This window comes from Microbacterium schleiferi, assembly GCF_038150145.1.
Classification (GTDB): Bacteria; Actinomycetota; Actinomycetes; order Actinomycetales; family Microbacteriaceae; genus Microbacterium; species Microbacterium schleiferi_B.
In genome coordinates, this window is the sequence record NZ_JBBWSA010000004.1 from 216,137 (window position 1) to 241,486 (window position 25,350).

23 protein-coding genes are annotated in these 25,350 nt (G+C 68.2%); 6 read left to right on the plus strand and 17 right to left on the minus strand.

Going from position 1 to position 25,350, the window contains the following annotated elements; genetic code table 11:
• Positions 1-5: 5 nt before the first annotated feature.
• A complete protein-coding gene (locus AADH62_RS06125; protein ID WP_341578707.1) occupies positions 6-551 on the minus strand; it encodes an OsmC family protein in 546 nt (181 codons plus the stop codon).
• A 94-nt stretch (positions 552-645) separates the two neighbouring features.
• The gene (locus tag AADH62_RS06130) at positions 646-1,278 is read right to left on the minus strand and encodes a TetR/AcrR family transcriptional regulator (RefSeq protein ID WP_341578708.1); all 633 of its coding nucleotides are present in this window, start codon (positions 1,276-1,278) and stop codon (positions 646-648) included.
• Between the two features lie 85 nt (positions 1,279-1,363).
• Here AADH62_RS06130 and AADH62_RS06135 point away from each other — a divergent pair, with 85 nt between their 5' ends.
• Positions 1,364-2,857, plus strand: a complete 1,494-nt coding sequence (locus tag AADH62_RS06135) for an MFS transporter (protein ID WP_341578709.1) — start codon at positions 1,364-1,366, stop codon at positions 2,855-2,857.
• Positions 2,858-2,881: 24 nt separating this feature from the next.
• On the opposite strand, the gene AADH62_RS06140 is transcribed toward AADH62_RS06135, so the two are convergent.
• From AADH62_RS06140 to AADH62_RS06150, 3 genes are read right to left on the minus strand one after another with little or no spacing between them, the layout of a single operon-like run.
• Positions 2,882-3,727: a transglutaminase family protein gene (locus AADH62_RS06140; protein WP_341578710.1), complete on the minus strand. Its 846-nt coding sequence runs from the start codon at positions 3,725-3,727 to the stop codon at positions 2,882-2,884.
• Positions 3,724-4,656 (minus strand): alpha-E domain-containing protein, encoded by a 933-nt coding sequence (locus AADH62_RS06145; protein WP_341578711.1) that lies wholly within the window; start codon positions 4,654-4,656, stop codon positions 3,724-3,726. The genes AADH62_RS06140 and AADH62_RS06145 overlap by 4 nt, the downstream gene beginning before the upstream one ends.
• Positions 4,650-6,326 carry a circularly permuted type 2 ATP-grasp protein gene (locus tag AADH62_RS06150; RefSeq protein ID WP_341578712.1) on the minus strand — a complete coding sequence of 559 codons (1,677 nt, stop codon included), beginning with the start codon at positions 6,324-6,326 and terminating at the stop codon, positions 4,650-4,652. Before AADH62_RS06150 ends, AADH62_RS06145 begins: the two co-directional genes overlap by 7 nt.
• Positions 6,327-6,426: 100 nt before the next feature.
• On the opposite strand from AADH62_RS06150, the gene AADH62_RS06155 reads away from it, so the two are divergent.
• The gene (locus tag AADH62_RS06155) at positions 6,427-7,989 is read left to right on the plus strand and encodes a molybdopterin-dependent oxidoreductase (RefSeq protein WP_341578713.1); all 1,563 of its coding nucleotides are present in this window, start codon (positions 6,427-6,429) and stop codon (positions 7,987-7,989) included.
• A gap of 180 nt (positions 7,990-8,169) precedes the next feature.
• Here the strand turns inward: AADH62_RS06155 and rocD are convergent, their stop codons facing one another.
• The 6 genes from rocD to AADH62_RS06185 all read right to left on the minus strand — a co-directional run bounded on the left by rocD (position 8,170) and on the right by AADH62_RS06185 (position 13,456).
• Positions 8,170-9,396: an ornithine--oxo-acid transaminase gene (gene rocD / locus AADH62_RS06160; RefSeq protein ID WP_341578714.1), complete on the minus strand. Its 1,227-nt coding sequence runs from the start codon at positions 9,394-9,396 to the stop codon at positions 8,170-8,172.
• Complete coding sequence (gene ddaH / locus AADH62_RS06165; protein WP_341578715.1) at positions 9,393-10,280, minus strand: dimethylargininase; 888 nt, start codon at positions 10,278-10,280, stop codon at positions 9,393-9,395. Before ddaH ends, rocD begins: the two co-directional genes overlap by 4 nt.
• 131 nt (positions 10,281-10,411) lie before the next feature.
• Positions 10,412-11,437, minus strand: a complete 1,026-nt coding sequence (locus AADH62_RS06170) for an NAD(P)-dependent alcohol dehydrogenase (RefSeq protein WP_341578716.1) — start codon at positions 11,435-11,437, stop codon at positions 10,412-10,414.
• Entirely contained in the window at positions 11,434-11,670 is a 237-nt protein-coding gene (locus AADH62_RS06175) for a helix-turn-helix transcriptional regulator (protein ID WP_341578717.1), read from the minus strand. The genes AADH62_RS06170 and AADH62_RS06175 overlap by 4 nt, the downstream gene beginning before the upstream one ends.
• Entirely contained in the window at positions 11,670-12,104 is a 435-nt protein-coding gene (locus tag AADH62_RS06180; protein WP_228178383.1) for a hypothetical protein, read from the minus strand. The genes AADH62_RS06175 and AADH62_RS06180 overlap by 1 nt, the downstream gene beginning before the upstream one ends.
• Before the next feature lie 104 nt (positions 12,105-12,208).
• Positions 12,209-13,456: an FAD-binding protein gene (locus AADH62_RS06185; protein WP_341578718.1), complete on the minus strand. Its 1,248-nt coding sequence runs from the start codon at positions 13,454-13,456 to the stop codon at positions 12,209-12,211.
• Between the two features lie 70 nt (positions 13,457-13,526).
• Between AADH62_RS06185 and AADH62_RS06190 the strand changes: the two genes are divergently transcribed.
• The gene (locus AADH62_RS06190) at positions 13,527-13,799 is read left to right on the plus strand and encodes a DUF6412 domain-containing protein (RefSeq protein ID WP_341578719.1); all 273 of its coding nucleotides are present in this window, start codon (positions 13,527-13,529) and stop codon (positions 13,797-13,799) included.
• A gap of 125 nt (positions 13,800-13,924) precedes the next feature.
• On the plus strand, positions 13,925-14,665 hold the full coding sequence (locus AADH62_RS06195) for a YidC/Oxa1 family membrane protein insertase (RefSeq protein ID WP_292736064.1): 741 nt from the start codon (positions 13,925-13,927) through the stop codon (positions 14,663-14,665).
• Positions 14,666-14,727: 62 nt separating this feature from the next.
• On the opposite strand, the gene AADH62_RS06200 is transcribed toward AADH62_RS06195, so the two are convergent.
• Both AADH62_RS06200 and AADH62_RS06205 read right to left on the minus strand, forming a co-directional pair.
• Positions 14,728-18,453 (minus strand): bifunctional proline dehydrogenase/L-glutamate gamma-semialdehyde dehydrogenase, encoded by a 3,726-nt coding sequence (locus AADH62_RS06200; protein ID WP_341578720.1) that lies wholly within the window; start codon positions 18,451-18,453, stop codon positions 14,728-14,730.
• A 166-nt stretch (positions 18,454-18,619) separates the two neighbouring features.
• Positions 18,620-19,180, minus strand: a complete 561-nt coding sequence (locus AADH62_RS06205) for an acyl-CoA thioesterase (RefSeq protein WP_292729494.1) — start codon at positions 19,178-19,180, stop codon at positions 18,620-18,622.
• A 132-nt stretch (positions 19,181-19,312) separates the two neighbouring features.
• Between AADH62_RS06205 and AADH62_RS06210 the strand changes: the two genes are divergently transcribed.
• Both AADH62_RS06210 and cofE read left to right on the plus strand, forming a co-directional pair.
• A complete protein-coding gene (locus tag AADH62_RS06210) occupies positions 19,313-19,819 on the plus strand; it encodes a GNAT family N-acetyltransferase (protein WP_228178377.1) in 507 nt (168 codons plus the stop codon).
• 43 nt (positions 19,820-19,862) lie between these two features.
• The gene (gene cofE / locus AADH62_RS06215; RefSeq protein WP_341578761.1) at positions 19,863-20,654 is read left to right on the plus strand and encodes a coenzyme F420-0:L-glutamate ligase; all 792 of its coding nucleotides are present in this window, start codon (positions 19,863-19,865) and stop codon (positions 20,652-20,654) included.
• Positions 20,655-20,680: 26 nt separating this feature from the next.
• Here the strand turns inward: cofE and AADH62_RS06220 are convergent, their stop codons facing one another.
• The 4 genes from AADH62_RS06220 to AADH62_RS06235 form a co-directional block, all read right to left on the minus strand.
• Positions 20,681-21,556: a hypothetical protein gene (locus tag AADH62_RS06220; protein ID WP_341578721.1), complete on the minus strand. Its 876-nt coding sequence runs from the start codon at positions 21,554-21,556 to the stop codon at positions 20,681-20,683.
• Positions 21,553-22,230 carry a response regulator transcription factor gene (locus AADH62_RS06225; protein WP_228178375.1) on the minus strand — a complete coding sequence of 226 codons (678 nt, stop codon included), beginning with the start codon at positions 22,228-22,230 and terminating at the stop codon, positions 21,553-21,555. The genes AADH62_RS06220 and AADH62_RS06225 overlap by 4 nt, the downstream gene beginning before the upstream one ends.
• Entirely contained in the window at positions 22,218-23,483 is a 1,266-nt protein-coding gene (locus AADH62_RS06230) for a sensor histidine kinase (RefSeq protein ID WP_341578722.1), read from the minus strand. The genes AADH62_RS06225 and AADH62_RS06230 overlap by 13 nt, the downstream gene beginning before the upstream one ends.
• Positions 23,484-23,610: 127 nt before the next feature.
• Positions 23,611-25,347, minus strand: a complete 1,737-nt coding sequence (locus AADH62_RS06235) for a cytochrome b/b6 domain-containing protein (protein WP_341578723.1) — start codon at positions 25,345-25,347, stop codon at positions 23,611-23,613.
• Between the last annotated feature and the right edge of the window lie 3 nt (positions 25,348-25,350).

Sequence of the window (25,350 nt, forward strand, 5' to 3'; positions counted from 1 at the left end):
GTCGATCAGCGCACCGTCACGGATGTCGTGACCGGCGTGGGATTGGCGAACAGGTCGAGCACAGGACAGTGCGCGTCGACGACCTGGCGCAGGCGCTCGTAGTCGGCGGCGCTCGCTGTGCCGCTCACGTCGATCGCGACGCGCACCGCAGAGAAGCCAGGGCGCACCGTCTCGTCCTTTCCGAACAGTCGCGCGGCGTCGAGGTCGCCTTCTGCAGTCACCTCGACGTGATCCAGCGGTATGCCGAGCGCATGGGCATAGAGGCGGAAAACGACAACCTGACAGGCGGCGATCGCGCCCAGCGCGTACTCGACGGGGCTGGCAGCTGCATCGTCACCGGCGAGCGCGGCGGGCTCGTCGATCACGAACTCGTGTCCGCCGGCACGGATGCGGGTCGCAACGGCTCCCTCGCCAGTGCCGCGGACGCGATAGGTGAGATGGGAGGCAGTGCGGTCGGCGTCGATCCGCGCTCCCCACGCGGATGCCGCAGCATCCAGGCGCGACGCACGCTCGGTAGCAAGGTCATCAGAGGTCGGGGTAAGAGTTGTCATGCCGCGACGCTAGACGCTCGACAGCATCCTGAATACTCAGTACGTCACGTATGGTCACGCACCGTCAGATGCCGTCACGCAGTGTCAGATACCGTCACACCGCTGCCCTCACGACGCCGGCCGCGGGGAGCAACACGTCGTCGATGAGCGAGATGAGGAATTCCCTCGTGATCGGTTCGCGCTGAGCCAGAGTGCGAAACGAGGCCATCGCTGGCATGAGGGCGGCGAGGCGGTCGACGTCGATATCGGGCCGGGTCTCCCCCCGGTCGCGCGCGCGCTCCAGCAGAATGCGGTTCGCCGTGATGCGCGGTTGCAGAATCGCCGCATACGCGGTGCGCGCCAGTTCAGGCTCCCGGGACATCAGCGAGAGGATCCCCCCCATGACATGCATCTTCCGATCGGCATCGGCAGCCGACGGCGCTCTCACCAGGGCGATGAGGTCACCACGCAGCGTCCCCGTGTCGGGCAGTTGCGCGGGGTCGAGATCCCGTTTCTTCATGCATGCCACGGCGTCGATGACGAGGTCGGCCTTCGACGGCCACCGTCGGTAGACCGTCGCCTTGCCCGCTCCTGCCCTCGCCGCGACCATGTCGATCGTCATCCCGTCGAAGCCCTGCTCGGCGAGAACCTCGATCGTCGCTTCGAGGATGTCGGTGTCGCGAGACGCGTCCCGGGGGCGTCCCAGCCGCGCCCCGGCGGCTGCCGGCTGCGTCGCCTGCGGATCCATCGCACTCCCTGGTTGTCGAACACCGCCAGTCTACTTCAGAAACTATTCATTTCCGATACTCGCCGGTTTCGTATACGCTGACGCCGTGACGACTCCCGACATCTCTTCATCGACAACCCCCGCCACGCGCCGCTGGTGGACGCTCGGCACCGTGGCCATCGCCCAGCTCATGGTGGTGCTCGACGCGACTGTCGTGAACATCGCACTGCCCGCCGCACAAGCCGACCTCGGATTCTCAGACGGTGACCGCCAGTGGGTGGTGACCGCCTACTCCCTCGCCTTCGGCAGCCTCTTGCTGCTGGGCGGCCGCCTCTCCGACCTCATCGGCCGCAAACTCGCCTTCCTCATCGGACTCGTCGGATTCGCGGCTGCCTCGTTGCTGGGCGGTCTTGCCGTGTCGTTCGAGATGCTCGTCGCCGCTCGCGCGCTGCAGGGTGTGTTCGCGGCACTGCTGGCACCCACCGCCCTTGCCGTGTTGACGACAACCTTCACGATTCCGCGCGAGCGATCCCGCGCGTTCGGCGTCTTCGGCGCGATCGCCGGCGCCGGAGGTGCTGTGGGCCTGCTGCTCGGTGGCTTCCTTACCGAGCAGTTCGACTGGCGGTGGAACCTCACGATCAACGTCTTCTTCGCGGCGATCGCGTTCGTTCTGGCCCTCGTGTTCGTTCCCACAGCATCCCGGCAGGGTCCGCGCCCCCACCTCGACATCCCCGGCACCCTCCTGGCGTCTGCTGGGCTGTTCGCCCTCGTGTTCGGCTTCTCCCACGCCGAGTCAGACGGGTGGGATGCCTCGTTGACGTGGGGGTCACTGGTCGCTTCGGCGGTGCTCCTGGTTGCTTTCGTGATCTGGCAGCGTGTCACGACGCATCCGCTGCTCCCGCTTCCCGTCGTCGTCGACCGCAACCGCGGTGCATCGTTCCTGTCGGTCATGATCACCGGCGCCGGAATGTTCGGGGTCTTCCTTTTCGTGACTTACTACTTCCAGTTGTCGCTCGCCTACACCCCGATGCAGACCGGAGTCGCCTTCCTCCCGATGATCGTGATGCTCGTCATCGCTGCGCAGCTCAGCACGAACCTGCTGCTGCCGCGGCTGGGACCGAAGATCCTCGTGCCCACCGGGATGCTGCTGGCTGCCACCGCGATGGTGCTGTTCACCCGGCTCGATGTCGACAGCGCGTACCTCGACGCCCTCCCAGCCCTGCTCACCCTCGGCTTCGGTATGGGAACGATCATGCCCGCTGCGATCCAGACGGCAACGCTCGGGGTGGATCGCCGATACGCCGGCGTCTCCTCGGCCATGGTCAACACCAGCCAGCAAGTCGGCGGCTCCATCGGAACCGCGCTCCTGAACACCCTCGCCGCGACCGCCCTGGCCGATTATGTCGCTGCCAACCAGCCGGCATCCGATGCCGTGCTCGCCGACGCCGCTGTGCACAGCTACACGGTCGCGTACTGGTGGAGCGCCGCGTTCTTCGCGGGCGGCGCGATCATCGCGGCGATCCTGTTCCGACGTAAGCGGTTCTCGGTGGCAAGCGCCTTCCACACCGAATCGACCGAGGCGCCAGCTCTCGCACACTGATGCGGGCCAGATCACCCGCGGGGTTCACGCCTCGCGGGTGATCGTCACCTTCACCGACATGTCGCTCTTGAACGGTCCCGCATAGACGCCTCGCACCGGCGGCACGTCGTTGTAGTCGCGGCCGCGACCGACCAAGACGTGGCGGTCTCCGATCTCGGTGTTGTTCGTCGGGTCGAAGCCCTCCCACGACCCCGCGAACCACTCGACCCAGGCGTGCGACTCTCCCTCGACCGGAACGCCGACCTCGGCGTTCACGCTCGGGTGCAGGTATCCCGAGACGTAGCGCGCGGGAATGCCTACCTCTCGCAACGCGCCGAGCACGATGTGCGCGATGTCCTGGCAGACGCCCTTTCGCGCCTCCCAGGCTTCTGCCCCGGTGGAGTGCACGCCGGTCACACCGTGGACGTACTCGACGGCATCCCCGATCGCCATCGCGATGGCGTGTGCGGCCTGGCCGGGCTGATCGTGTTGCGCAGCAATCGCCCGCGCGATCTCGGCAACATCCGGGTGCGGCTTAGTACGCGAGGTTTGGCCGAGCTGCTCGACGACCTCGACCGAACGCGCCGCCTCCCGGCGGAGCTGATCCCAGGTGATGTCAGCGTGCTCCAGCGGACGCGGGCGCACCTCCACGAGGGACCTTGCGGTGAGGGTCAGTGAGGCGTGAGGAGACAGGATGTCGAACGAGGTCACGCGCGTGCCGAAGTAGTCGACGTACTGGTTGACCGAGGTCGAGGGTTCGATATCAAGCGATGCGCTCAGGACGAACTGGCTGTCGGTGGAACCCGGCAGCATCCGTGCCTCGTTGTAAGACGCCGAGACGTCGCCCTGGTAGGCGAACGCTGTCTGGTGTTCGATGCGCAGGCGCTTCATGAGATCTCTCCGATCCAGCTCGGCTCAGCCTGCGTGGGGAAGAAGCGGTGGCGGATCGCTTCCGACGCCTCGCGGGTGACGAGCTGGACCCGCTCCATTTCTTCGGGGAGGTCGCTGAGGATGTCGGCCACGGGCTTGTACTCGAGCTCGTTGCGGATCCGGCCGAGGGCCCGTAGCACGCTGTTGGAGTGTCCGACCCTGTCGGCACGCGGGTCGATGGCCGACATGCATGCCTCGGCCTGCTGGATCGAGTAGATGATCGAGCGCGGGAAGAGGCGGTCCAAGAGCAGGAACTCGGCGGCGTTGCGCGCGCTCGGGATGCCCCGGTAGGTACGCAGGTAGGCCTCGTACGCGCCGCACGAGCGCAGAATCGTCGTCCACGACGGGCCGGATGCCTCGGTCAGGGATCGCGTGGCGAGGAGCCGCGCTGTCATGTCGGCCCTCTCGATGCTGCGACCGAGCGTGAAGAACTGCCACGACTCGTCACGGCTGGTCGAAGAGTCGACGATTCCGACGGCGAGTGCTGCGCGTTCGCGGGCCCACTGGAAGAAGTCGTGCACCTTCTCGGTCTGTAGGCGCCGCGGCATCCGGGAATTGGTGGTGTTGAGGCATTCCCAGAGCTCGGTCGAGACGATCTCGCGGGCCCGGCGCGCGTTTTCGCGAGCGGATGCCACCGAGTAGGCGATGCTCGACGGGTTCATCCGGTCGACAGCGAGCCGCTGCAGCACATCGTCGCGCCCGACGACCTCCAGGCCATCCGGAGGGACTGATCCCATGACACTCAGGAGCGAACGGCAGGCGGTGTCTTCGTCGATCCACGGGTCCTCGAGCAGCAACTGGAGGTGCACGTCGAGGATGCGGGCGGTCCCGTCTGAGCGCTCGATGTAGCGTCCGATCCAGAAGAGGCTCTCGGCGATGCGGCTCAGCATGGCGCACCATCCTCGGCCTGCTGCTGTTGTTGCTCCTGCTGCTCGGTGCGCGTCCGGGGACGATCCTGCGGCGAGTGCGTCGGCTCGGTCTGCTCTGGGTAGATGATCCGGATCGCCTCGGTGACCGACGCCTGATCGGCGACGAGCCCGGCAAGCCCGTGACCCTGCCCGTACTCCACGTGGGGCGGCGCATCGCCTCCGACGATCCACGTGTCTTTCGATCCGCCGCCCTGGCTCGAGTTGACGACAAGCTGTCCTTCGGGAAGCGCCACCCTGGTGAGACCGCCCGGGAGCACCCACACCTCGTCACCGTTGTTGACAGCGAACGGACGCAGGTCTGCGTGCCGTGGCCGCACCCCATCCTCGACGAGAGTCGGGATGGTCGAGAGCATGACGACCGGCTGCGCGATCCAGCCGCGGGGGTCAGCGAGCAGGCGCTCGCGAAGCCTCCCGAGTTCGGCAGGCGAGGCATCCGGGCCGACGACCAGACCCTTGCCGCCGGAGCCGTCGACCGGCTTCACGACGAGCTCGTCGAGGCGGTCGAGGACCTCCTCGAGAGCGTTCGGGTCCTCGAGGCGCCACGTGTCGACGTTCTTGAGGATCGGCTCCTCCGCGAGGTAGTAGCGGATGAGGTCGGGAACGTAGGTATAGAGCAGCTTGTCGTCGGCAACGCCGTTGCCCACTGCGTTGGCGATCGTGACGTTGCCCAAGCGCGCCGCCAGCAACAGACCCGGAGCTCCGAGCATCGAGTCGGCGCGGAACTGCAGTGGGTCCAGGAAGTCGTCATCGACCCGCCGATAGATGACGTCGACGCGCTGCGGTCCGCGGGTGGTACGCATGAAGACCTTGCCGCCGATACAGACGAGATCCCGGCCTTCGACGAGCTCCACGCCCATGAGCCGGGCCAGCAGCGTGTGCTCGAAGTACGCCGAGTTGTAGACGCCGGGGGTGAGGACGACGACGTTCGGGTCCTCGATGCCGGGCGGCGCCGAAGCGCGCAGCGCGCCCAGCAGCTTGTTGGGGTAGTCGCCGACCGGGCGCACGCGCATGGAGACGAACAGCTCGGGGAGGGTCTGGGCCATCACTCGCCGGTTCGAAATGACGTAGCTCACACCGGATGGCACACGAACGTTGTCTTCGAGCACCCGCATCTCGCCGTGTTCGTCGCGAATGAGGTCGATCCCCGACACCTGGATACGGACTCCGTTGGCACTGTGAATCCCGGCTGCCTGCCGGTAGTAGTACTGCGAGGACGCGATCACAGCCGCCGGCAGCACACCGTCGCGAACGCAGTGCTGGCGACCGTAGGCGTCGTCGAGGAACGCCTCCAGCGCGCGGACGCGCTGCGAGACTCCCGCCTCCACGCGCGACCACTCGTCGTAGGGGATGACGCGAGGCACGGCATCCAGGGGGAACGGGCGTTCCTCACCCGCGAAGTCGAACGTGACTCCCTGTGCGAGGTAAGAACTCGCCAGCGACTCGGTGCGTCCGCGCAGCTCCTCCTGGGTCATCTGCGCGAGCGCCTGGTACAGCTCGCGGTACGCCCGTCTCAACTCGGCGGAACCGTCCTTGGCCGGTGCAGACGCGAACATCTCATCGAATGGCGGGATACCCGACGAGGTCTTCCGCGTCGATGCGGTGGAGCCGTATCCATCGAACAGGTCACCCATGGGTTGAGCCTAGTCGCGGGCGTGTTGCACGGATGTTTCCTTCTTTCGGGTTCCGTACGAACGGGCCGCACCCCCTCCGAACGCGGTTAGCCTCGAGGACGTGGGTGACACCCGACACAGGCAAGACAACGCCGTCGCCGCTCTCGCGGGTGCCGCCGCGGCGATACTGGGCGCGGGCCTGGGGGAACTCTCGGCGGTGTTGTTCGCTCCGGCATCCAGCCCGTTCGCCGTCGTCGGCGGGGCGATCATCGATGCCGCGCCGCCGTGGGGCAAGGACCTCGCAATCGCCCTGTTCGGGACGAACGACAAGATCGCGCTGCTGACGGGCATCGGAATCGTGCTCGTGCTGCTGGCGGGCATTGCCGGCATCCTGCAGCTGCGCAAGCCCCCGTGGGGCCTGGTCATCCTCGGCGCGTTCGGTGTCGTGGGTGCTGTCGTCGCCCTCACCCGCAGCGATGCCAGCGGGATCGCGTGGCTTCCCTCGGGCATCGCAGGCATCGTCTCGGTCGTGGTGTTGCGGTACCTCATCGGGCTGCTGCGACGCACCGGCGTTCGCGATGACGACACTGCCGACACGGATGCCGACACCCGACCGAACCGCCGCCAAGCACTGGCCTGGATGGGCGGCGCAACAGTCGTCGGCATCGTCGCGGCGATCGCCGGGAACATCGCCCGCGGCGGCGCGCGCGTCGTGACGAGCGTGCGGGAGGCGCTGAAACTGCCTACCCCCGCCACGACAGCTCCGCCGATCCCAGCGGGCACGGAACTCGGCATCGACGGGATCTCGCCCCTCATCACCCCGAACGCCGACTTCTACCGCATCGACACGGCGCTGGTCGTCCCCCAGGTCGATCCCGCGACGTGGAGTCTGCGCATCCACGGCATGGTCGAGGAAGAGGTCGAACTCACCTGGGACGAGCTGCTCGACCTGCCCCTGGAGGAGAGCACGACGACGCTCGCCTGCGTCTCCAACAACGTAGGCGGCGACCTCATCGGCAACGCCGTATGGCTCGGCTACCCCATCCGCGAACTGCTCACGAGGGCTCGACCGACGGCGGATGCCGACATGGTGCTGTCGACCTCGGTCGACGGATTCACCGCTGGGACGCCGCTGGAAGCGCTGACCGATGACCGCAACGCGATCCTTGCTATCGGCATGAACGGCGAGCCTCTTCCACCCGAACATGGGTTCCCGGCGCGGATGGTCGTGCCAGGCCTGTACGGCTACGTGTCGGCCACCAAGTGGGTCGTCGATCTCGAGGTCACCCGGTTCGATCAGGCCGAGGGCTACTGGACCCCGCGCGGCTGGTCGGCACTCGGCCCGATCAAGCTGCAGTCGCGCATCGATGTGCCGCGGTCGGGCGTGACCCTCCCCGTCGGCCAGACCGTCATCGCCGGTGTGGCGTGGCAGCAGCATGTCGGGGTAGCCGGCGTCGAGGTGAAGATCGACGACGGCCTGTGGCAGCAGGCAGAGCTTGCCACCGCGATCTCGGACGACACCTGGGTGCAGTGGAGCATCCCGTGGGACGCGACGGATGCCGGCCAGCACACCATCCGGTGCCGCGCCACGAACGCAGACGGCCAAACGCAGACATCCGATCAGGCCCCGCCCGCTCCGGACGGTGCGACCGGCTGGCACACCATCATCGTCAACGTCGCATAGCCCGCCAGCGCGCGGTGCAACGCGCGCAGCATCCGTCCGCGCCCGTCAATCACCTTCTGCCGAACCCACAACCTTCGCGCCGAACCCACACGTTCAAGGCACCAAAACCTGTGGGCTCAAGCAGGATGCTGTGGGTTCGCGCCTCAGGAGATCATCGGCAACGTGGCCTGATCCCGCCGGTCAGGCCGCGAGGACGAATCGCAGCTGCTCGACTGCCCAGTCGATCTCGGTGGCACGGATGACGAGGGGCGGCGCCATCCGGATCGTCTGACCGTGCGTGTCCTTGACCAGCACGCCACGGGAGAGGAGCCGCTCGGCGACCTCACGCCCGCTTCCGACCTTCGGGTCGATGTCGATGCCTGCCCAGAGCCCCGCGACGCGGATCGCGGTCACCCCGTGCCCGACGAGGTCCGAAAGGCGCGATTCGAGGTGCTCCCCGAGTGCTCGAGCTCGCTCCTGGAACTCTCCGGTCGAGAGCATCTCAACGACACGCTCACCTATCGCGGCAGCGAGCGGGTTCCCCCCGAAGGTCGAGCCGTGCTCGCCGGGACGGATGACGCCGAGAACGTCGGCGTTCGCCACGACTGCCGACAGGGGCAGGATGCCGCCGCCGAGCGCCTTGCCGAGCAGGTAGATGTCGGGGACGACGTCCTCGCGGTCGCACGCGAAGGTCTCGCCCACCCGGCCGAGCCCTGACTGGATCTCGTCGGCGATGAGCAGCACGTTGTGGCGGTCGCAGATCTCGCGAACCTCCCGCAGGTAGCCCTCCGGCGGCACGATGACGCCGGCCTCACCCTGGATCGGCTCAAGAAGAACCGCCGCGGTGTTCTCGTCGATGGCTGCCTCGATGGCCGCGGCATCCCCGAACGGAACCTGCGCGAAACCGCCACTGTAGGGGCCGAAGGCGTCCCGGGCGGCCGGATCGTCGGAAAAGCCGACGATCGTGATGGTGCGGCCGTGGAAGTTCCCTCCCACGACGATCACGCGTGCGGCATCCGTGGGGATGCCCTTGACCCGATATCCCCACGCCCGCGCGACCTTGATGCCGGTCTCGACGGCCTCTGCACCGGTGTTCATGGGCAGCACCATGTCTTTGCGGGCGAGCTTCGCGAGCGCCGCAGCAAACGTTCCGAGCTTGTCGTTGTGGTACGCGCGGCTCGTGAGGGTCAGCCGGTCCAGCTGCTCCCGTGCCACCGCCAAAAGAGCCGGATGCCCATGGCCGAAGTTCAGCGCCGAGTACGCCGACAGCAGATCGAGGTAGCGCTTGCCCTCGACATCTGTCACCCACACGCCCTCGCCGCGGGAGATCACGACCGGCAGCGGGTGGTAGTTGTGGGCGAGGTGCTCGTCTTCTGCCCGGATGATCTCGAGCGTCGTCGTGTCGACGGAAATCTGGTCGGCGCTCATACCGGCTCCCGCTTCGCGCGCAGCTCGAGCGTGCAGCATTTAATGCCGCCGCCACCGAGAAGGAGCTCGGACAGGTCGATGAGTACCGGGTTGTAGCCGCGCTCGCGCAACTGCGCCTCGAATCCGGTAGCGCGGGGGGAAATGAACACGTTGTAGCCGTCGCTTGCGGAGTTCAGACCGAAAACCGCACCGTCGGCATCCGATACTCGGATGGCGTCGGGGAAACGCTCGGCGAGGATCCGCTGGCTTGCCCCGTCGAAGGCTCCCGGAAGGTAGGCGATGTTCGCGGCATCCGGTCCGCCATGGGCAGCACCGACGACGGGATCGAGGACCGAGATCGCGGTGTCGAGGTGGTAGAACCGCGGGTCGGTGAGGGTCAGCGACACGACCTCTCTGCCGAAGACCTCGCCGACCTCGCGGTGGCTGTCGCCGGTAGAGCGGAAGCCGGTGCCGGCCAAGATCACGTCGCCAGCGAGCAGGAAGTCACCCTCGCCCTCGTTGACTTCCTCGGGGATGACGGTGTCGAACCCTGCGGCACGGAACCAGTCGATGAAGTGGCGCTCTTCGCCGGCGCGCTCGGCGAAGCGGAACTTCGGCGCGTACGCGACGCCATCGATGATGAAGCCGCCGTTGGCCGTGTAGACCATGTCGGGCAGCCCCTCGGCGGGGTCGATCAACTCGACCTCGTGGCCGAGCTGCAGGTAGGTGTCGTAGAGCACCTGCCACTGCGCGACAGCCTTGGCGGTGTCGGTGGGCTTCGCGGGCTCCATCCACGGGTTGATCGTGTAGCTGACCGTGAAGTGCCCGGGACGGCACATCAGGTAGCGGCGGTGCTGAGCCGTGCGAGTCGTTGGGGCATTGTTTGTGGGCGTCGTAGTCGTCACGTCGTTCTCCAAGAGAGTGCGGCTGGCGGACGCTGTCCAGAGGCCCGACGGAGCAGAAAGATGCCGGCGACACGGGCACGCCGGCATCCATTGTCGCACGATCGTCGCCGCCGGCCGAGAACCTGGGCGGGTCACTCGACCATGACGACAACCTTGCCGACGGTGTGCCCGGCATCCACGTACGCGAGCGCGTCGCGTGCCGCGTGGAACGGGTACGTCCGCTCGATCACGGGACGGATGCTGCCCTGACCGGTCAGCTCCACCAGCTGCGCCAGGATCTCGGGTTTCGCGGTGGCAGCGAGGGAGCGGATGCGTCGCCGGCGCCGCGAAAGGAAGACGGCCTTCAGCATCCGTCCCATCGGGCCGAGAATCTTTCCCCCCGCGCCCGAGACGAGCGCGACCGTGCCACCGTCCCGCAGCAGTCCGCGAAGCGCGGAGAGAGGGGCGGTGCCGGCGATATCGATTACCGCGTCGAAGGATTCCGCGGGAATCTCGGGCGAGCCCGGCTGGACCCTCCGGTAGTCGAACGCGTGGGCCGCCCCGATGTCTGTCATGAGATCGAGCGCCCGCTCCCCGGCGAGCGCCCACACCTCCGCGCCGCGCTGGGCGGCAAGCTGCACGGTGTAGGTGCCCACACCTCCCGCCGCTCCGATCACGAGGACGCGGCTTCCGGATGCGACGTGCGCGGCATCCAGCGCCTGCCAGGCCGTCCCGCCGGAGACGGGCAGCGCCGCAGCATGCTGAACCGGCACGTCAGCCGGCCGCACTACGGCGCGCGCGGCGGGCACGATGGCATACTCGGCGAGGCCCCCGCCGACGCCGATCTCGGCTACGACCTCATCCCCGGGCCGATGGTCCGTGACCTCGGATCCGACAGCGACGACGGTGCCCGCGACATCGATGCCGCGGGTAGCCGTGCGCGGGCGACGGATGCCGAATGCCAGCCGCAGGAGGTACGGGTCGCCTCGCATCAGGCGCACGTCTCCGGCGTGGATGCCGCACGCACGCACCCGGACGAGAAGGTCAGTGGCGCCCGGCGTGGGCAGGGGCAGCTGAACAGACTCGACGACCTCGGGTCCGCCGTAGCGGCGCTGGAGCCACGCCGCCATCGTGGTCGCGGAGGCTGAAGAGCCGGGCGCGGATTCGTTCTCGATCATCGTGTCGCTCCGTCCGGGGCATCCGTTGGGTACTGGAACAGGTCGTCGATCGCGACCCCGAACAGCCGCGAGAGCTGAAAGGCGAGTTCGAGCGACGGGGAGTACTTGCCCTGCTCGATCGCGATGAGCGTCTGGCGGGTGACTCCGATGTGGCGGGCCACCTCGGCCTGAGTCATCCCGGCAGCTTCCCGCGTCGCGCGAATCGTGTTGGTGATTCTTGTCGGCTTGACCATTACGGCATCCCTCGGCGGTAAACGACGATGCGGGCGATGCCGCCGATGAACGCGGACAGGAAAAAGCCGAAGAAGACCGCGTTGCCGATCCAGAACCACTCGGCCTGCACCATCGCCAGGATGAGCGCTGCCAGCCCACCGATGACCAGAAAGGCCTGTCCGACGCGGTCGCCGAGGTGCTCGATCTCCCGGTCACGCTGGTCGGCGCGGTGCTCCTCGTCGGGGTCGCGCATGCCCGCGCCGATACCCCACAGGATGCTGATCACGATCGAAACCACGATGGCACCGGCGATCGTCCAGACCATCGGCCACTGCCAGGCGATCTCTCCTATGGGGGTGGTCCCTAGCTGGGGCAGCACCAGCACCAGGTACACAGCGGTCCCCGCAGCACTTGCAATCAGTTGCGACCAGGTATTTCTCTCGACGTATCCCATGTCGACTCCTCGAGCTTGAATGTATAGAATGTTTGACATCTCCGAGCGTAGAGTCGCGAGGCATCCGTGTCAAGTGTTCTTTACATATCGCTGGCGCTCACGTGTCAGGCTAAGCCGAGGCGCGAGAGGTAGTCGTTGGTGAACCTGCCGCGGGGGTCCATCCGCGCACGCAGCGCCGCGAACTCGTCCCACCGCGGGTACCGACTGCGGATGCGGTCAGCATCCATCGTGAAGACCTTGCCCCAGTGTGGCCGCGCCGACTCGGGTAGAGCGTCTTCGATTCGGGGTAGGAGCCCCTCGACCCCCGCTACGTCAGGTCGCCACGTGAAGTGAAGACCGACGGTCTCCCGCCCGAACGCGGGACTCAGCCACAGGTCGTCAGCCGCCATCTCGCGCACTTCGCAGACATAGAGCAGCGGGGCGATCGCCGGCGCGAGTGCCCGCAGCGCCTCGATCGCGGCGAGAACATCGCGCCGGTCGATGAGGTATTCGCTCTGCAGTTCCGCGCCAGCCGATGGCGTGAACTCGAGCCGGAAGTGCGGCAGCCGGGAGTGCCACGGACCGGGCACTCCGCCCTGCACCGTGCAGGGCTCGGGCCCCACGCCGGGCACAGGATGCCGCGGCCCGTCCGCCTCGCGTCCACCCGCTGCGAGCACGGCGTCGGCATTGGCTCGCCCCGGACGCGCCTTGACCCAGATCTGGTCGATCGTGTCGGCATCCTGCCAGCTGGTGAACAGGCTGACGCTGTCTCCCGCGCCCGTGATCGCGTCGAACCCTGCGAGCACGTCGTCCCAGCGGGCGCCGTCGTAGACCGTCTGCGCGATCTCGTATGCCGGCTCGAGCTCAAGCGTCAGATGCGTGACGACGCCGAGCGCTCCGAGTGCCACGACCGCTCCGTCGAACTGCGGATCACCGCGCCGCAGGGTCAGCGCCTCGCCGTCGGCGGTTACCATCTCGACGCCGAGCACCTGGGTGGCAAGCGACCCGATCCGATCTCCCGAACCGTGCGTCCCGGTCTGCACGGCGCCGGCGACCAAGATATGCGGCAGCGAGGCGAGGTTGGCAAGCGCGAACCCGGCGGCATCGAGGGCCGGCACCAGGTCGCCGTGCCGAAGCCCCGCCGATACCCGGGCTGTCCCGGCATCCGTATCGATCTCGATCTCGCGTGGCATCCTCGCGAGCGACACGAGTGTTCCGTCCGTGTCGGCGATGGGGCTGAACGAGTGGCGACTACCGAGCGCCCGGACCCCCGGAGTCCGGGCGACGATGTCGGAGAGCTCGCGGAGGCTCGCGGGCTCCCGCACCGCCGCCGCCCGATACGTGAGATTCCCCGCCCAGTTCTTCTCGGCCATGCCCCCATTCCAGCACGCGCATGCCACGCAGCGCGGTGTTAGCGTGTCACTGGCGAGAGGAGGCCGACAGATGCGTAACGCGACCGCTGCGCTGCTCGCGCTCATCCTGTCGACGCTCGGCCTGCTGACCCTCGCCGACGCGAACACCGTGACGCTCGCGGTTGTCGTCGTCACCACGATTGCGCTCGCGGTCCTCGCCCTTCACGCGATCGCGCGGCCGGGATCAGCGCAGCAACGGCTTGCCCGAGCCGGCGGAGAGATCGACCCCTCCGCGCTCGTAGAGCAGAGCGACCCGGATGCCGAGGGTCACGCCCGCCCGAGGGCGCCGGGACTCGCGGCCTAGGCCGCACCCGTTCGTTCACCTCCTCCGGGGTTCACGCACGCCCCCCTCACGGCGTGCAGCCGGACGTTCGACGACCCTGCGGCCAGACGCACCCGCATCCGTCATCGACTTACCGGGAGTCCGCCGTGGACCTGTTCGCCTTTCCTCCGTTCGCCTTTCTTCTCGACACCACCTACCGAACCCTCATGGGCCTGTCTGCCCTCCTCAGCCCGGTCGCGGGAGCTGCCTCCGCCGCCCTCGCGATCGTCATCATCACCCTCTTCGTCCGCGCCGCGCTCATTCCCGCCGGCATAGCCCAGGCCCGCTCTGAGCAGGTGCGCATGCAAATTACTCCCCGACTGCGCGAGATACAGAAGCGGTTCCGAAAGAACCCCGAGCGGATGCAGCGCGAGATGATGCAGCTGTATCGCGATGAGAACACCTCACCGCTTGCCGGCATCCTGCCCGCCCTGATCCAGGCGCCGATCGTCGGCCTGATCTACGCCGTGTTCCTCCGGAGCATCGTCGGTAACCATCCGAACGACCTGCTGACCGAGCATCTCTTCGGCGTATCTCTCGGTACGAGCCTCGTGGGGTCCGCCGGCGCCTTCTCGGTCGAGACGGCTGTCGTGTTCGGCACGCTCATGGTGCTGATGGCAGCAGTCGCCGAGGTCACGCGGCGCATTTTCCGCCCGGCGGTTCCCGCAGAGCCGGATGCCTCGCCCTTGGCATCCGGCGGCGTGCAGCGTGCGCTCGGGTTCTTGCCGTACCTGTCCGTCGTGTTCGCGGCGTTCGTGCCACTGGCCGCCGCGCTCTATCTCGCCGTGACAGTCACTTGGACGCTCGGCCAGCGCTGGGTTCTGCGGCGTCGCTACCCGCTTGAGTGATGTCGCGTTCGCAACGGCGCCGCGTTACGCAGAATCTGCGCCGTTGCGACCACCATCGCCCCTCAGATGACGTCCGCCGACCACGCGTCGGGGTTGCCGAAGCGGTGGGCGGTGATGGTGATCGACTGCTCGTGCAGGAACGGGAGCAGCTCGATGCGGCCCGCCGTTGTCACCTCGTTGTCATAGATCGCGACATCCGGATCCCCACCGACGGCCTTGGCGAGCGCAGAATGCAGCACCGCCACCGCGTCGACACCGCCGACCAGCCGCACCCGGGGCGGGCGAGTCGGCCGGGGCTCGCCGGCAACGGCATCCGCGACGTCCTGCTCGGGGCGGGCGACGCGGGCGAGCCACTCGTTCTCGGTCTCGACGAAGACGTTCACGTCCTGCTCGCTCAGCGCGCGGCGCACCGCCGCGGGCAGCCCGACGGGCGCGCTGACGGTGGTCATCGACCCGGTACGGATGCCGGCAAGGATGACACGCAGCAGCGCCTGCCACGTCGCATCCCCCGTCGCCCGGATCGCGACCTCGACCGGCCGGTAGCGGAAGAGGTTTCGCTCCACGCCCAGCCGCGAGACATCCGTCACCCGCCCGAACTCCTCGTTCCACGCTACGGCGTCCGAGAGCGCGGCGCGGCGAAGCCACTCGAACGCGGGGTAGTCGAGCGATGCCTGAGCAGCTTCGATGACCGTCGTGATCCGCGAATCGAGGCCGCGCAGGTGCAGCGTCGACGACGGCGCGCCGGCATCCGTCCCCCGCCACCTGCCGAGGCCGATGAGGTAGTTCGGTCCGCCCGCCTTCGTGCCGGGGCCGACCGACGAGCGCTTCCAGCCACCGAACGGCTGACGCTGCACGATCGCTCCCGTGATCCCGCGGTTCACGTAAAGGTTGCCGGCCTCGACGCGGTCGAGCCACAGCGCGAGATCGTCGGGGTTCTGCGTGTACAGACCCGCGGTGAGGCCGTACGCGACGGCGTTCTGCAGCTCGATCGCGTGGGCAAGGGAGTTCGCGTGCATGATCCCGAGCACGGGTCCGAAGAACTCCTCGAGGTGCACGCGCGACCCCGGCTGAACCCCGACCCGGATGCCGGGGCGGAAGAACCGGCCGGCAAACTCGGGCCCGAAGTCGAGCGGCTCGGGGGCGACGAGCCACTGCTCGCCCTCATCGAGGGTCGTCAGCGCCCACTCCAGCTTGCCGCGGGGCGGTTCGACCACCGGCCCCATCTCGGAGCGCGGATCGGTCGGTGGTCCTACCCGCAGCGAGGTCGCGGCATCCACGAGCTGCCGCGCGAAGCGCTCCGAGCGCCCGACCGGGCCGACGAGTATCGCGAGCGATGCTGCGGAACACTTCTGCCCCGCGTGCCCGAAGGCACTCTTGATGAGATCGGATGCCGCGAGGTCGAGGTCCGCGGACGGCATGATGACCATGGCGTTCTTGCCGCTCGTTTCAGCGAGAAGGGGCAGATCAGGACGCCAAGAGCGGAACAGGGATGCGGTCTCGAACGAGCCGGTCAGGATGACGCGGTCGACATCCGGATGCGAAATCAACTGCTGCCCGAGGCCACCCTCGTCAATGTCAACCAGGGCGAGGACGTCCCGGGGCACGCCAGCCGACCAGAGGGCCTCCGCCACCACCGCAGCGCAGCGTCTCGCCTGCGGCGCCGGTTTGAAGATCACACCCGAGCCCGCGGCGAGCGCAGCCAGCACGCCGCCCGCGGGAATCGCGATGGGAAAGTTCCATGGTGGGGTGATCACCGTGAGGCGCGCGGGCACGAACACCGCACCGCTGACACGATCGAGCTCTCGCGCGGTCGCGGCGTAGTAGTTCGCGAAGTCGACAGCCTCGCTCACCTCGACATCCGCCTCAGCGAAGACCTTGCCCGTCTCGGATCCAGCGACCTCGATCAGTTCGCCGCGCCGGGCTTCCAATGCCCGCGCCGCGGCCTGCAGCACTGCCGATCGGTCGGCCGCCGGCATCGCGCCCCACCGAGATGCCGCGTCGCGGACTCCGGCGATGATCTCCTCAAGCCGATCGGCATCCGTGACCCGAGATGCCTCGATCGTCGCATCCCCTGCCGTCGACACCGCCATGCGCTCGAGCACGTGCCGCGCCCACTCGCGGTTCGCCGGGAGCGCCGGGTCGGTGTCACGCGCGTTGCGGAACCCCGGCGCGCCCGCGGCTACACCGTCCGACTCGGTCGCGGAGTAGATCGCGGTCTCGACGTATTCGACCCCACCGAAGCGGGCGATGCCGTCGTCGGATGTCGCGGAACTCGCGATCCCCAGCACAGCCTGTGTCAGGCCACCGGCTTGCGGCGAAGGAGCGTCGCGAAGGATGCGGGACTCGGCAGCGCCGTCGGCGGTTTCCTCCGCCCCCCGGTTCTGGCGGCGGTTGGGGCCGGTCGACAGCCCCGGCTCAGTGGAGCGCTCGAGCGACGCGACGAAACGATCCCGCTCCCGCTCGAACAGCGCGGGGTCGTCGGCGAGATCGAACGCAGCAGACAGGAAGTTCTCGCTCGACGCGTTCTCTTCGAGTCGGCGCACCAGGTAGCTGATCGCAACGTCGAACTCCTGCGGGTGCACAACCGGCACGTACAGGAGCACGTGTCCGACCTCGCGCGAGATCGCCGCGACCTGCCCCTGCGCCATGCCCAGGAGCATCTCGATCTCGATGTCCTCGCGTACTCCGCGCTCGCCGGCCAGCAGCCACGCGTATGCGATGTCGAAGACGTTATGCCCCGCGACGCCGAGCCGCACGGCATCCGTATTCTTCGGCTGCAACGCCTCGTCGAGGCACCGCAGGTAGTTGGCGTCGGTCTCGAGCTTGCGGTCGTAGGTCGCCAGGGGCCAGTCGTGCATGATCGCGTCCACCCGCTCCATCGCGAGGTTGGCGCCCTTGACGAGCCGGATCTTGATGCGAGCACCGCCGCCCGCGACGCGCTGGCGCGCCCAGGCCGTGAGCTCCCGCAGCGCGGGGAGCGCATCGGGCAGATAGGCCTGCAGCACGATCCCCGCCTCGAGGTCGCGGAGCCGCTCATCCTCAAGGATGCGAGTGAACACCGCGATCGTCAGGTCGAGGTCGCGGTACTCCTCCATGTCGAGGTTGATGAAGGTGCGGCCGCCGTTCTCAGGCAGCCCCGTCGCGGCGGTGAGGTACAGCGGAGTGAGGCGCTCGACGACGGCATCCACGATCTCATCGAAGGCCCACATCGAGATGTGGCTCGCGATCGCCGAGACCTTCACCGAGACGTAGTCGACATCGGGGCGACGGATGAGGTCGTGGATGCCCTCGAGCCGGCGCAGCGCCTCACGCTCGCCGAGAACGGCTTCGCCGAGCAGGTTGAGGTTCAGTTTCGCGCCGCCCTCGCGCAGCGCTGCGATCGCAGGCCCGAGCTTTTCGGGGCGAGCGTCGACGACGAGGTGCGAGACCATCTCGCGCAGGGCGCGGCGGGCGATTGGCACGACAGGCGAAGGGAGCACGGGAGCGACCGCCCCGCCGACCTTCACGGCCCCCCGGAGGTACCAGGGCAGAAACTCCGGCGCGAGCGGCGCGATGCGAGAGAGCGTGGATGCTGCCGCAGTGAGACTCTCGGGCCGCATGACACCGTCGACGAAGCCGATCGTGAACGGCAGACCGTTCGGATCTTTCAGGACTCCGGCGAGGCGCTGGGCCGAGGCATCAGCGGGGAACTCGGCGGCTTCGGCAACCCAGCGTGCGGCGAGGTCGATCGCGCGCTGCGCCAGGTCGCCCGACGGCGCGGGTGGCGCCGGGTCGGGGGTCTCCTGCATGCGATCAGCCTACGTCCGGCCGGCCCGCGGAACAGGTTGCGCGGGGCGGTCTTCTCGGGACGTGGCTAACTCCGCAACTCCGCCCCGAATCAGCATCCGGAACGCAATAAACCCCGCCATGAGGCCCGGGGCTGAGGAGTTAGCGACGCCGCGTCCGCGAGCCCGATCAGGCCCAGATGCTGGGCGCCTCGGCCTTGGTGGGCGGGAGGGCAGATGCCGCTGCCCAGTCGTGGATCCAGGACGAGACGTCCGGGGTGTCGTCGGGGCGGCCAACGGCGGCGAAGAACTCGTCGTGGCTGACCGTGCCGCCCGCGCGCTTGAGCATCCGCGACCGGATGATCGCGCGGGCGAAGATCTCGCCGTTTACGACCGCGCGATGCTCCAGATACAGCGCCTTATCGTCGTGACCGATGAAGCGCGACTCGACGTCGAAACGCTGCCAGAGCTGGAGGGATTTGCGAAAAGAGATCGTCTCGCTCGAGACCACGGCATACCAACCCTGCTCCCGCATCGCGTCGAGCAGGCCTGAGCGCACCAGCAAGTCCCACCGGCCGAGGTCGAACAGCGACAGATATCGTCCATTGTTCATGTGGCGCAGGATGTCGATATCTGTCGGCAGCGTCGTCAAGCGAATCCGCGCAACGCCCGTGGGTGAGACCAGACCCTCTCGGCGCTTGCGCCACCGGGCTCGCCAGATCACCAGCATCGTTCGCCACATCACGTTCACGAGGGGCGATGCTAGGGGAGAACGCATCGACGGGGTACGCCGTTGTGGGATTCCCACAGCACAAACCCGCCGCATCCGCCCCGGCTTTGCGCCGATTTCTTTCCCGCGTGATCGCCCGCGTAGAGTCTGGCCATGAACGCCGAAACGCAGACGGATGTCATCGTCAGGCCCGTGCGCGATGTCGACGCACAGGAACTCGGTCGCGTCCACGCGACGTGCTGGCACGAGACCTACGACCACCTCATCAGCAAGGCAGCTCTCGAGAACGTCTCACCGAAGAGACTTGCCGAGCTGTGGACGCACTGGGCAGCCCAGGGTGAGGAATACCGCATGAGCGCGGCGCTCGTCGACGGCGAGATCATCGGCTTCGTCGGTTCCGGGCCGGCCCGGGACGAGGATGCTCCGCGTGAGCGCGAGCTGTACTTCATCTATCTGCTGCACCGGTTCCACGGCACCGGTGTGGGCCAGCTCCTGTTCGACGCAGCGATCGAAGAGGGCGAAGGGGTGTACCTGTGGGTCGCCGCTGATAACCCCCGCGCACATCGGTTCTACACCCGAAACGGTTTCGCTCTGGACGGAGCAACCCACGACGAGGCGTTCCTCGGCGAGTCGCTCACCGAGGTGCGCTTCGTCCGGTGACCGCCCGAGGTGACGGCTCGACACGAACTGAACGTCCGTGACGATGCTGCAGATCTGGGCGCTCGACGGCATTCGCGAGATCGTCGCCGGAGATGACCTCGTCGCTCTGATCGGCGCCGCCGCCGGAGACTCGCTTGTCGACGGTGACATCCTGGTGGTCACCTCCAAGATCGTCTCGAAGGCCGAAGATCGATTCGTCGCCGCCGCCGACCGCGAGGAAGCGATCACCGCCGAGACTGTGCGTGTCGTCGCCACCCGGGTCGCGGCATCCGGTCATACCACCCGCATCGTCGAGAACCGTCTGGGAATCATCGCGGCGGCCGCAGGCGTCGACGCGTCAAACACGCCCGACGGGACGGTGCTGCTGCTTCCCATCGATCCGGATGCCTCGGCCCGCGCCCTCGCCGCGGGGCTACGCGAGGCAACCGGCGCCGAGGTCGGCGTCATCATCAGCGACACCCTCGGGCGCGCGTGGCGCGAGGGCCAGACGGATGCCGCGATCGGCGCGGCCGGCATCCGAGTGTTCGACGACCTGCGCGGCGGCACGGATGCCGAGGGCCGGCCGCTCGTGGTGACGATGCCGTGTGTGGCCGACGAGCTCGCTGCAGCTGCCGACCTTGTGAAGGGAAAGACCGGACGCACGCCGGTTGCGGTCATTCGGGGACGAAGCGACCTCGTGGGTTCGCTCGAGCTGCCCGGTGCCCATTCGATCATCCGAGCACGCGAGCACGACATGTTCCACACCGGCGCCGCCGAGTCCTACGCCGCCGGCCGCGCCGCGGGGCTCGTTGCGGCTCGGGAGGCGATCGACGGCGACGGAGGGGCGAAGCTCTGAGCTTCCCCCCTCCGTCGCTTTTCGCATCAGCGTGCGGCGCGCAGCATCACCTGTCCGGCCGAGACCTCCACTGAGATCGTGCTGTCAGCGCCGGGATCGCTGCCGAGCTGATTGCGGAAGTTGCCGGCTGAGACGTCAGAGGTGACGTCGTACGCCCCGTCGGGAACGACGAGGGTGAGCGAACCCGCGCTCACTCCGGCACGGATGTCGCTGGGCTGAGCCCCACTGAACGCGGCATCCATCGACCCGGCGCTGACCGTCAGGTCCGCGGTGTCAACATCCGCGAGGTTGAGCACTGCGCGCCCCGCAGACAGGTCGCCCGACACGTCCTCGGCGGATCCGTCGAGCGTGAGCTCCCCCGCACCGACAGTGAGGTCGACGAGACCGAAGTCGCCGTCGGCGCGCAGTGACCCAGCCGCCATCTGCACGTCGGCGTCGAGGCCCTCGAGACTGTCAGGCAGGACGAGCACGGCGCGGCCGCTGCCGCCGAAGATCCAGCCCATCCCCCATTCCCAGCTCGGGGAGGCGACCGTGAGGGTGTCACCGGCACGCTCGAGAGTCCAGCGATCACCACCGAAGGGTGCGGTGACCTCGAGCTCTGCCTCGTCGACATCCGCGTACTCGACGGTCAACGACCCGGCGTTCAACTCAATCGAGAGGGCGTCGACTCCAGCCACGGCGACAGTCGACGAGGCAGTGGAAACGGCAGCTGCCCGGATCGTGCTGAACACCGCACCGACGATCGTGCCGAGCACGATCAGCGCGCCGAGGACGATGATCAGGATCGCGACGACGGTGGAGGATCCGCGTGGTCCGGAAGACGCGGGCTCGGAGCCGGGAGCCGGGGCATCGGGGCCTTGCGGCGAAGTGGGAGCGGGTGGCGGTGTGAGGTTCGTGGTCATGACAATTCTCCCGTCTGGGGCGGCATCCCGCCGTGAGCGATGTGGGCGAGGGCCGCGAGCACCCGCCGGTTGCCGGAGTCGTCCTGCTCGAGTTCGAGCTTCTGGAAGACCGCCGTGATGTGTTTCTCGACGCTGCCCTCGCTGATGTGGAGGGTCCGCCCGATGGCCTGATTGGACTTTCCTTCGGCGATGAGTGCGAGCACCGTGGCCTCGCGGTCGGTCAGCCGCTGCATCCGCTCATCCCGGGCTCGCCTGCCCAGCAACTGGGCGACGACCTCGGGGTCGAAGACAGTCCCTCCCGCCGCGATGTCGTCGACGGACTCGAGGAACTCGGCCACGTCGGCGACCCGGTCTTTCAGCAGATAACCGAGGGCGCCGCCGCGTCCGGCGATGAGCTCGCTCGCGTACCGTTCCTCCACATACTGCGAGAGCACCAGGACGGGAAGATCGGGGCGCGACGCGCGAAGGCTGACTGCAGCACGGATGCCTTCATCGGTGCGGGTCGGGGGAAGGCGAACGTCCAGGATGCACAGCTGGGGGTCGAGGTCGGCTACCGCGTCGGTCAGGCCGTCGGTGTCGCCGAGGGCGGCGACCACCTCGTGCCCGGCATCCTCGAGCAGGCGGACCAGACCCTCCCGCAGCAGGACGGAGTCTTCGCAGATCACGATGCGCATGGCAGGCTCACTTCCACGGTCGTCGGGCCGCCGACGGGACTGTCGACGGAGAAGGTGCCGCCGGCGCCGAGAGCACGGTTCGAAATGCCGTCCAGTCCCCCGCCGGGAATGACCTGGGCACCGCCGATGCCGTTGTCTTCGACGCGGGCCCAGAGCACTCCTCCCTCGCGCTGGCGCACCAGCACCCGCGCTTCGGTCGCACGCGAGTGCTTTGCCGCGTTGGTGAGCGCTTCCGCGATCACGAAGTAGGCGGCGGCATCCGCTGTCGGTGCGCAGCGCTCGGTGATCCTCACGTCGAGCACAACGGGCACGGGCGACCGGGCAGCCAGGGCGGATAGCGCAGCATCCAGTCCGCGGTCGTCGAGCACGGAGGTGTGGATGCCGCGCGCCAGCTGCCGCAGTTCCGTGATCGCCGCCTTCGTCGACGTGTGGGCCTCGGAGATGAGTTCCTTCGCGGCTGCGGGATCGGAATCGATCTTCTGCTGCGCCAGCCCCAGGGTCATCCCCACCGACACGAGCCGCGGCTGCACGCCATCGTGGAGGTCACGTTCGATCCGGGTGCGCTCGACGTCGGCGGCGCGCACAGCCCCGGCACGCTGCGCCTGGGACTGCCGGGCCTGCTCAGCCAGAAGCGCTTCCCGCGAGGGGATCATGATCGCGCGGGCCAGCACACCGTGCAAGATGGCAAGACCCACGATGGTCGCCAGCGCCAGCAGCGACACGACGATGCCGACCGGGACCGCCCACGCCGTGGACACATCGATCCACGTGCTGCCGAGGCGAACGGCATCCGCTGTTCCGGCGTACAGGGGCGAGAACGCGAGCGCGACACCGGATGCCGTGACGCCGACGAGGCTCAGCACGATCCAGCCGAGGATGGTGGCGATCGCGCCGTTTGCCACAGCGCGCCACATGCCCGGGTCGATGAACTGCAGCCAAATCGTGTGGAGGAAGCCACCGAATCCCGGCTTGGGGCTGCGGCGGGGGCGACGCGCAGGAAGTCCGAAGCGGTAGAGCCCGTCGATGCGCGCGTTCTCGAGCCAACTCAGCGCGAACAGCACGTACACGAAGGCCAGCAGGAAGAGGAGCCCGATCCCGATCACGGGCAGAAGCCCGAGGCCGAGACCCAGAAGCGTCATGAGAATGGCGAACACCCCGGGGCCGATCACACCGAGCGCGGCGAGCTGGGCGATCGCGCCAGCCACGCGCGCGGGCGTCGCGACGGGCCGAGGTGGCGAATACGTTGTCGTCATGCCTCCACGGTAGGTTCCGGCATCCGCTTTCCGCGTCCCTGCCAGCCGGTCGAATCACGGGGGGATAACCCCCGACATCCGGCCGGGCTCGCCGGGTCCTGACGGATGCCGCCCGAACCCGACCCCGTCAGCGGCTGGACACCGTGCCGAACAGGCGCGCGATCGGCGCCAGTACGAGCGGGCGCGCCGCAACCCACGCTGCCGCGATCACGATCATCGACAGGACGAACAGCCAGAAACCGGCCCAGTTCTCGGCGTCGGTGGCCGCGTACATGTGGTTGAGGTTGCGCAGGGCCCCGGTCGCAAAGACCAGGATGACGTGGACGATGATGAACGCGACGAAGTACAGCATCACGGGGAAGTGCACCGTGCGTGCCCACTCGACCGGGTAGGCCCGGTTCAGCGCCTTCGCGTTCTTCGGCCAGATCCCGCTCATCCGCACGCCGGTGATGATCGCCAGCGGAGCCGCGATGAACACCGTCGTGAAGTATGCGAGCTGCTGCAGCGAGTTGTAGTTGACCCATCCGTTCTCGGTCGGCCAATCCAGCGACACGTACTGCAGCGCCGCCGACAGGGCATTGGGGAACACTTCCCAGCTTGTGGGAACGATCCGCATCCACTGTCCGGTCACGAACAGCAGCACCACGAAGATGAGGCCGTTCACGATCCACAGGATGTCGAGGGCTTGGTGGAACCAGATCGTCAGGCTGACCTTGCCCTTGGGCTTGTTCCGCGGCGCCCAGAACACGCTCGGGCGCTTCTCGGTGCGGATGGTGAGGCCGGACCGGATGATCAGCACCATCAGGAACACGTTGAAGAAGTGCTGCCATCCGAGCCACGCCGGGAAGCCCACGGGAGCTCCCTCGGGCAGGTGGTACTCGCCGGGGTAGGTCGTAAGGAAGTCCTGCATCCCATCAAGCGAGAGCAGCCAGCGCACCGCAAGCACCGCCATGCCCGCAGCGAAGAGCAGCCCGAGGCCCCCCACGATGACGGCGCCTGCCCACTGCGCCCGTGTGAACGGGCCGACGCGGGCGGGCTCTGGCCGCGGCGCGGGGCGCGTGCGGGCTGATGCCCCCTCCCAGACCGTCGGCGTGAACGGGAGCGGCACGCTGACGTCATGTGCCGGAGCACTGACCACTGAGGTCTCGGCAGGGGCGGCATCCGGGTGCGCTTCGCTTGCCGCAACACGCCGTGCGTCGTCGTCGGAGCCGGCGTTTTCGGGCAACCGAGCCTCGGCGCTGGATGCTGCAATCGCCGCGACCATCTCGGCGGTCGGCCACGGCTCGCCGCCGGGAACGCGAGGGAGGCCTCGGCGCACCGGGCGCGCGGCACCTTCGTTTGCCGCAAACCGCGCTTCGTCCGTCGCCGACGCGGCGTGTTGCGGCAAGCGAGACTCGGGAACGCCGGATGCCGCATCCGTCACCGCCGTGGCGGTCACTCCCGTGTGTGCTGCAGTTTCGTGCGACTGCTGTGCATCTTCCCGCAGCGCTTGCACAGAAGTGCCGCGCTCGGGGGACGGCGCGGCCGGCGGCCACGGCTCGCCGCCGGGGACGCGGGGCAGACCCCGGCGCACAGCCCGTGAAGCCGGCGCGACTGTGGCGGCATCCGTCGCTGCGGCGACCCCTGCGGGTGCGGCAGTTTCGTGCGACTGCGGCGCATCTTTCCGCAGCTCCTGCGCAGAACTGCCGCTCTCGTGTGAGCCGCCGGCAGGCACGGATGCCGCAGCCGGCGTGGCCGCGGAGGGTGCGGGGGCTTCCGCGGACTCCGCGGCCGCCCCGCCGGGCGTCTCACCGGCGGGCGGCCAGGGGTCGCCGCCCGGGATGCGGGGCAGCCCGCGCCGCAGGGTGCGCGCGTAGGTCGCCATGGG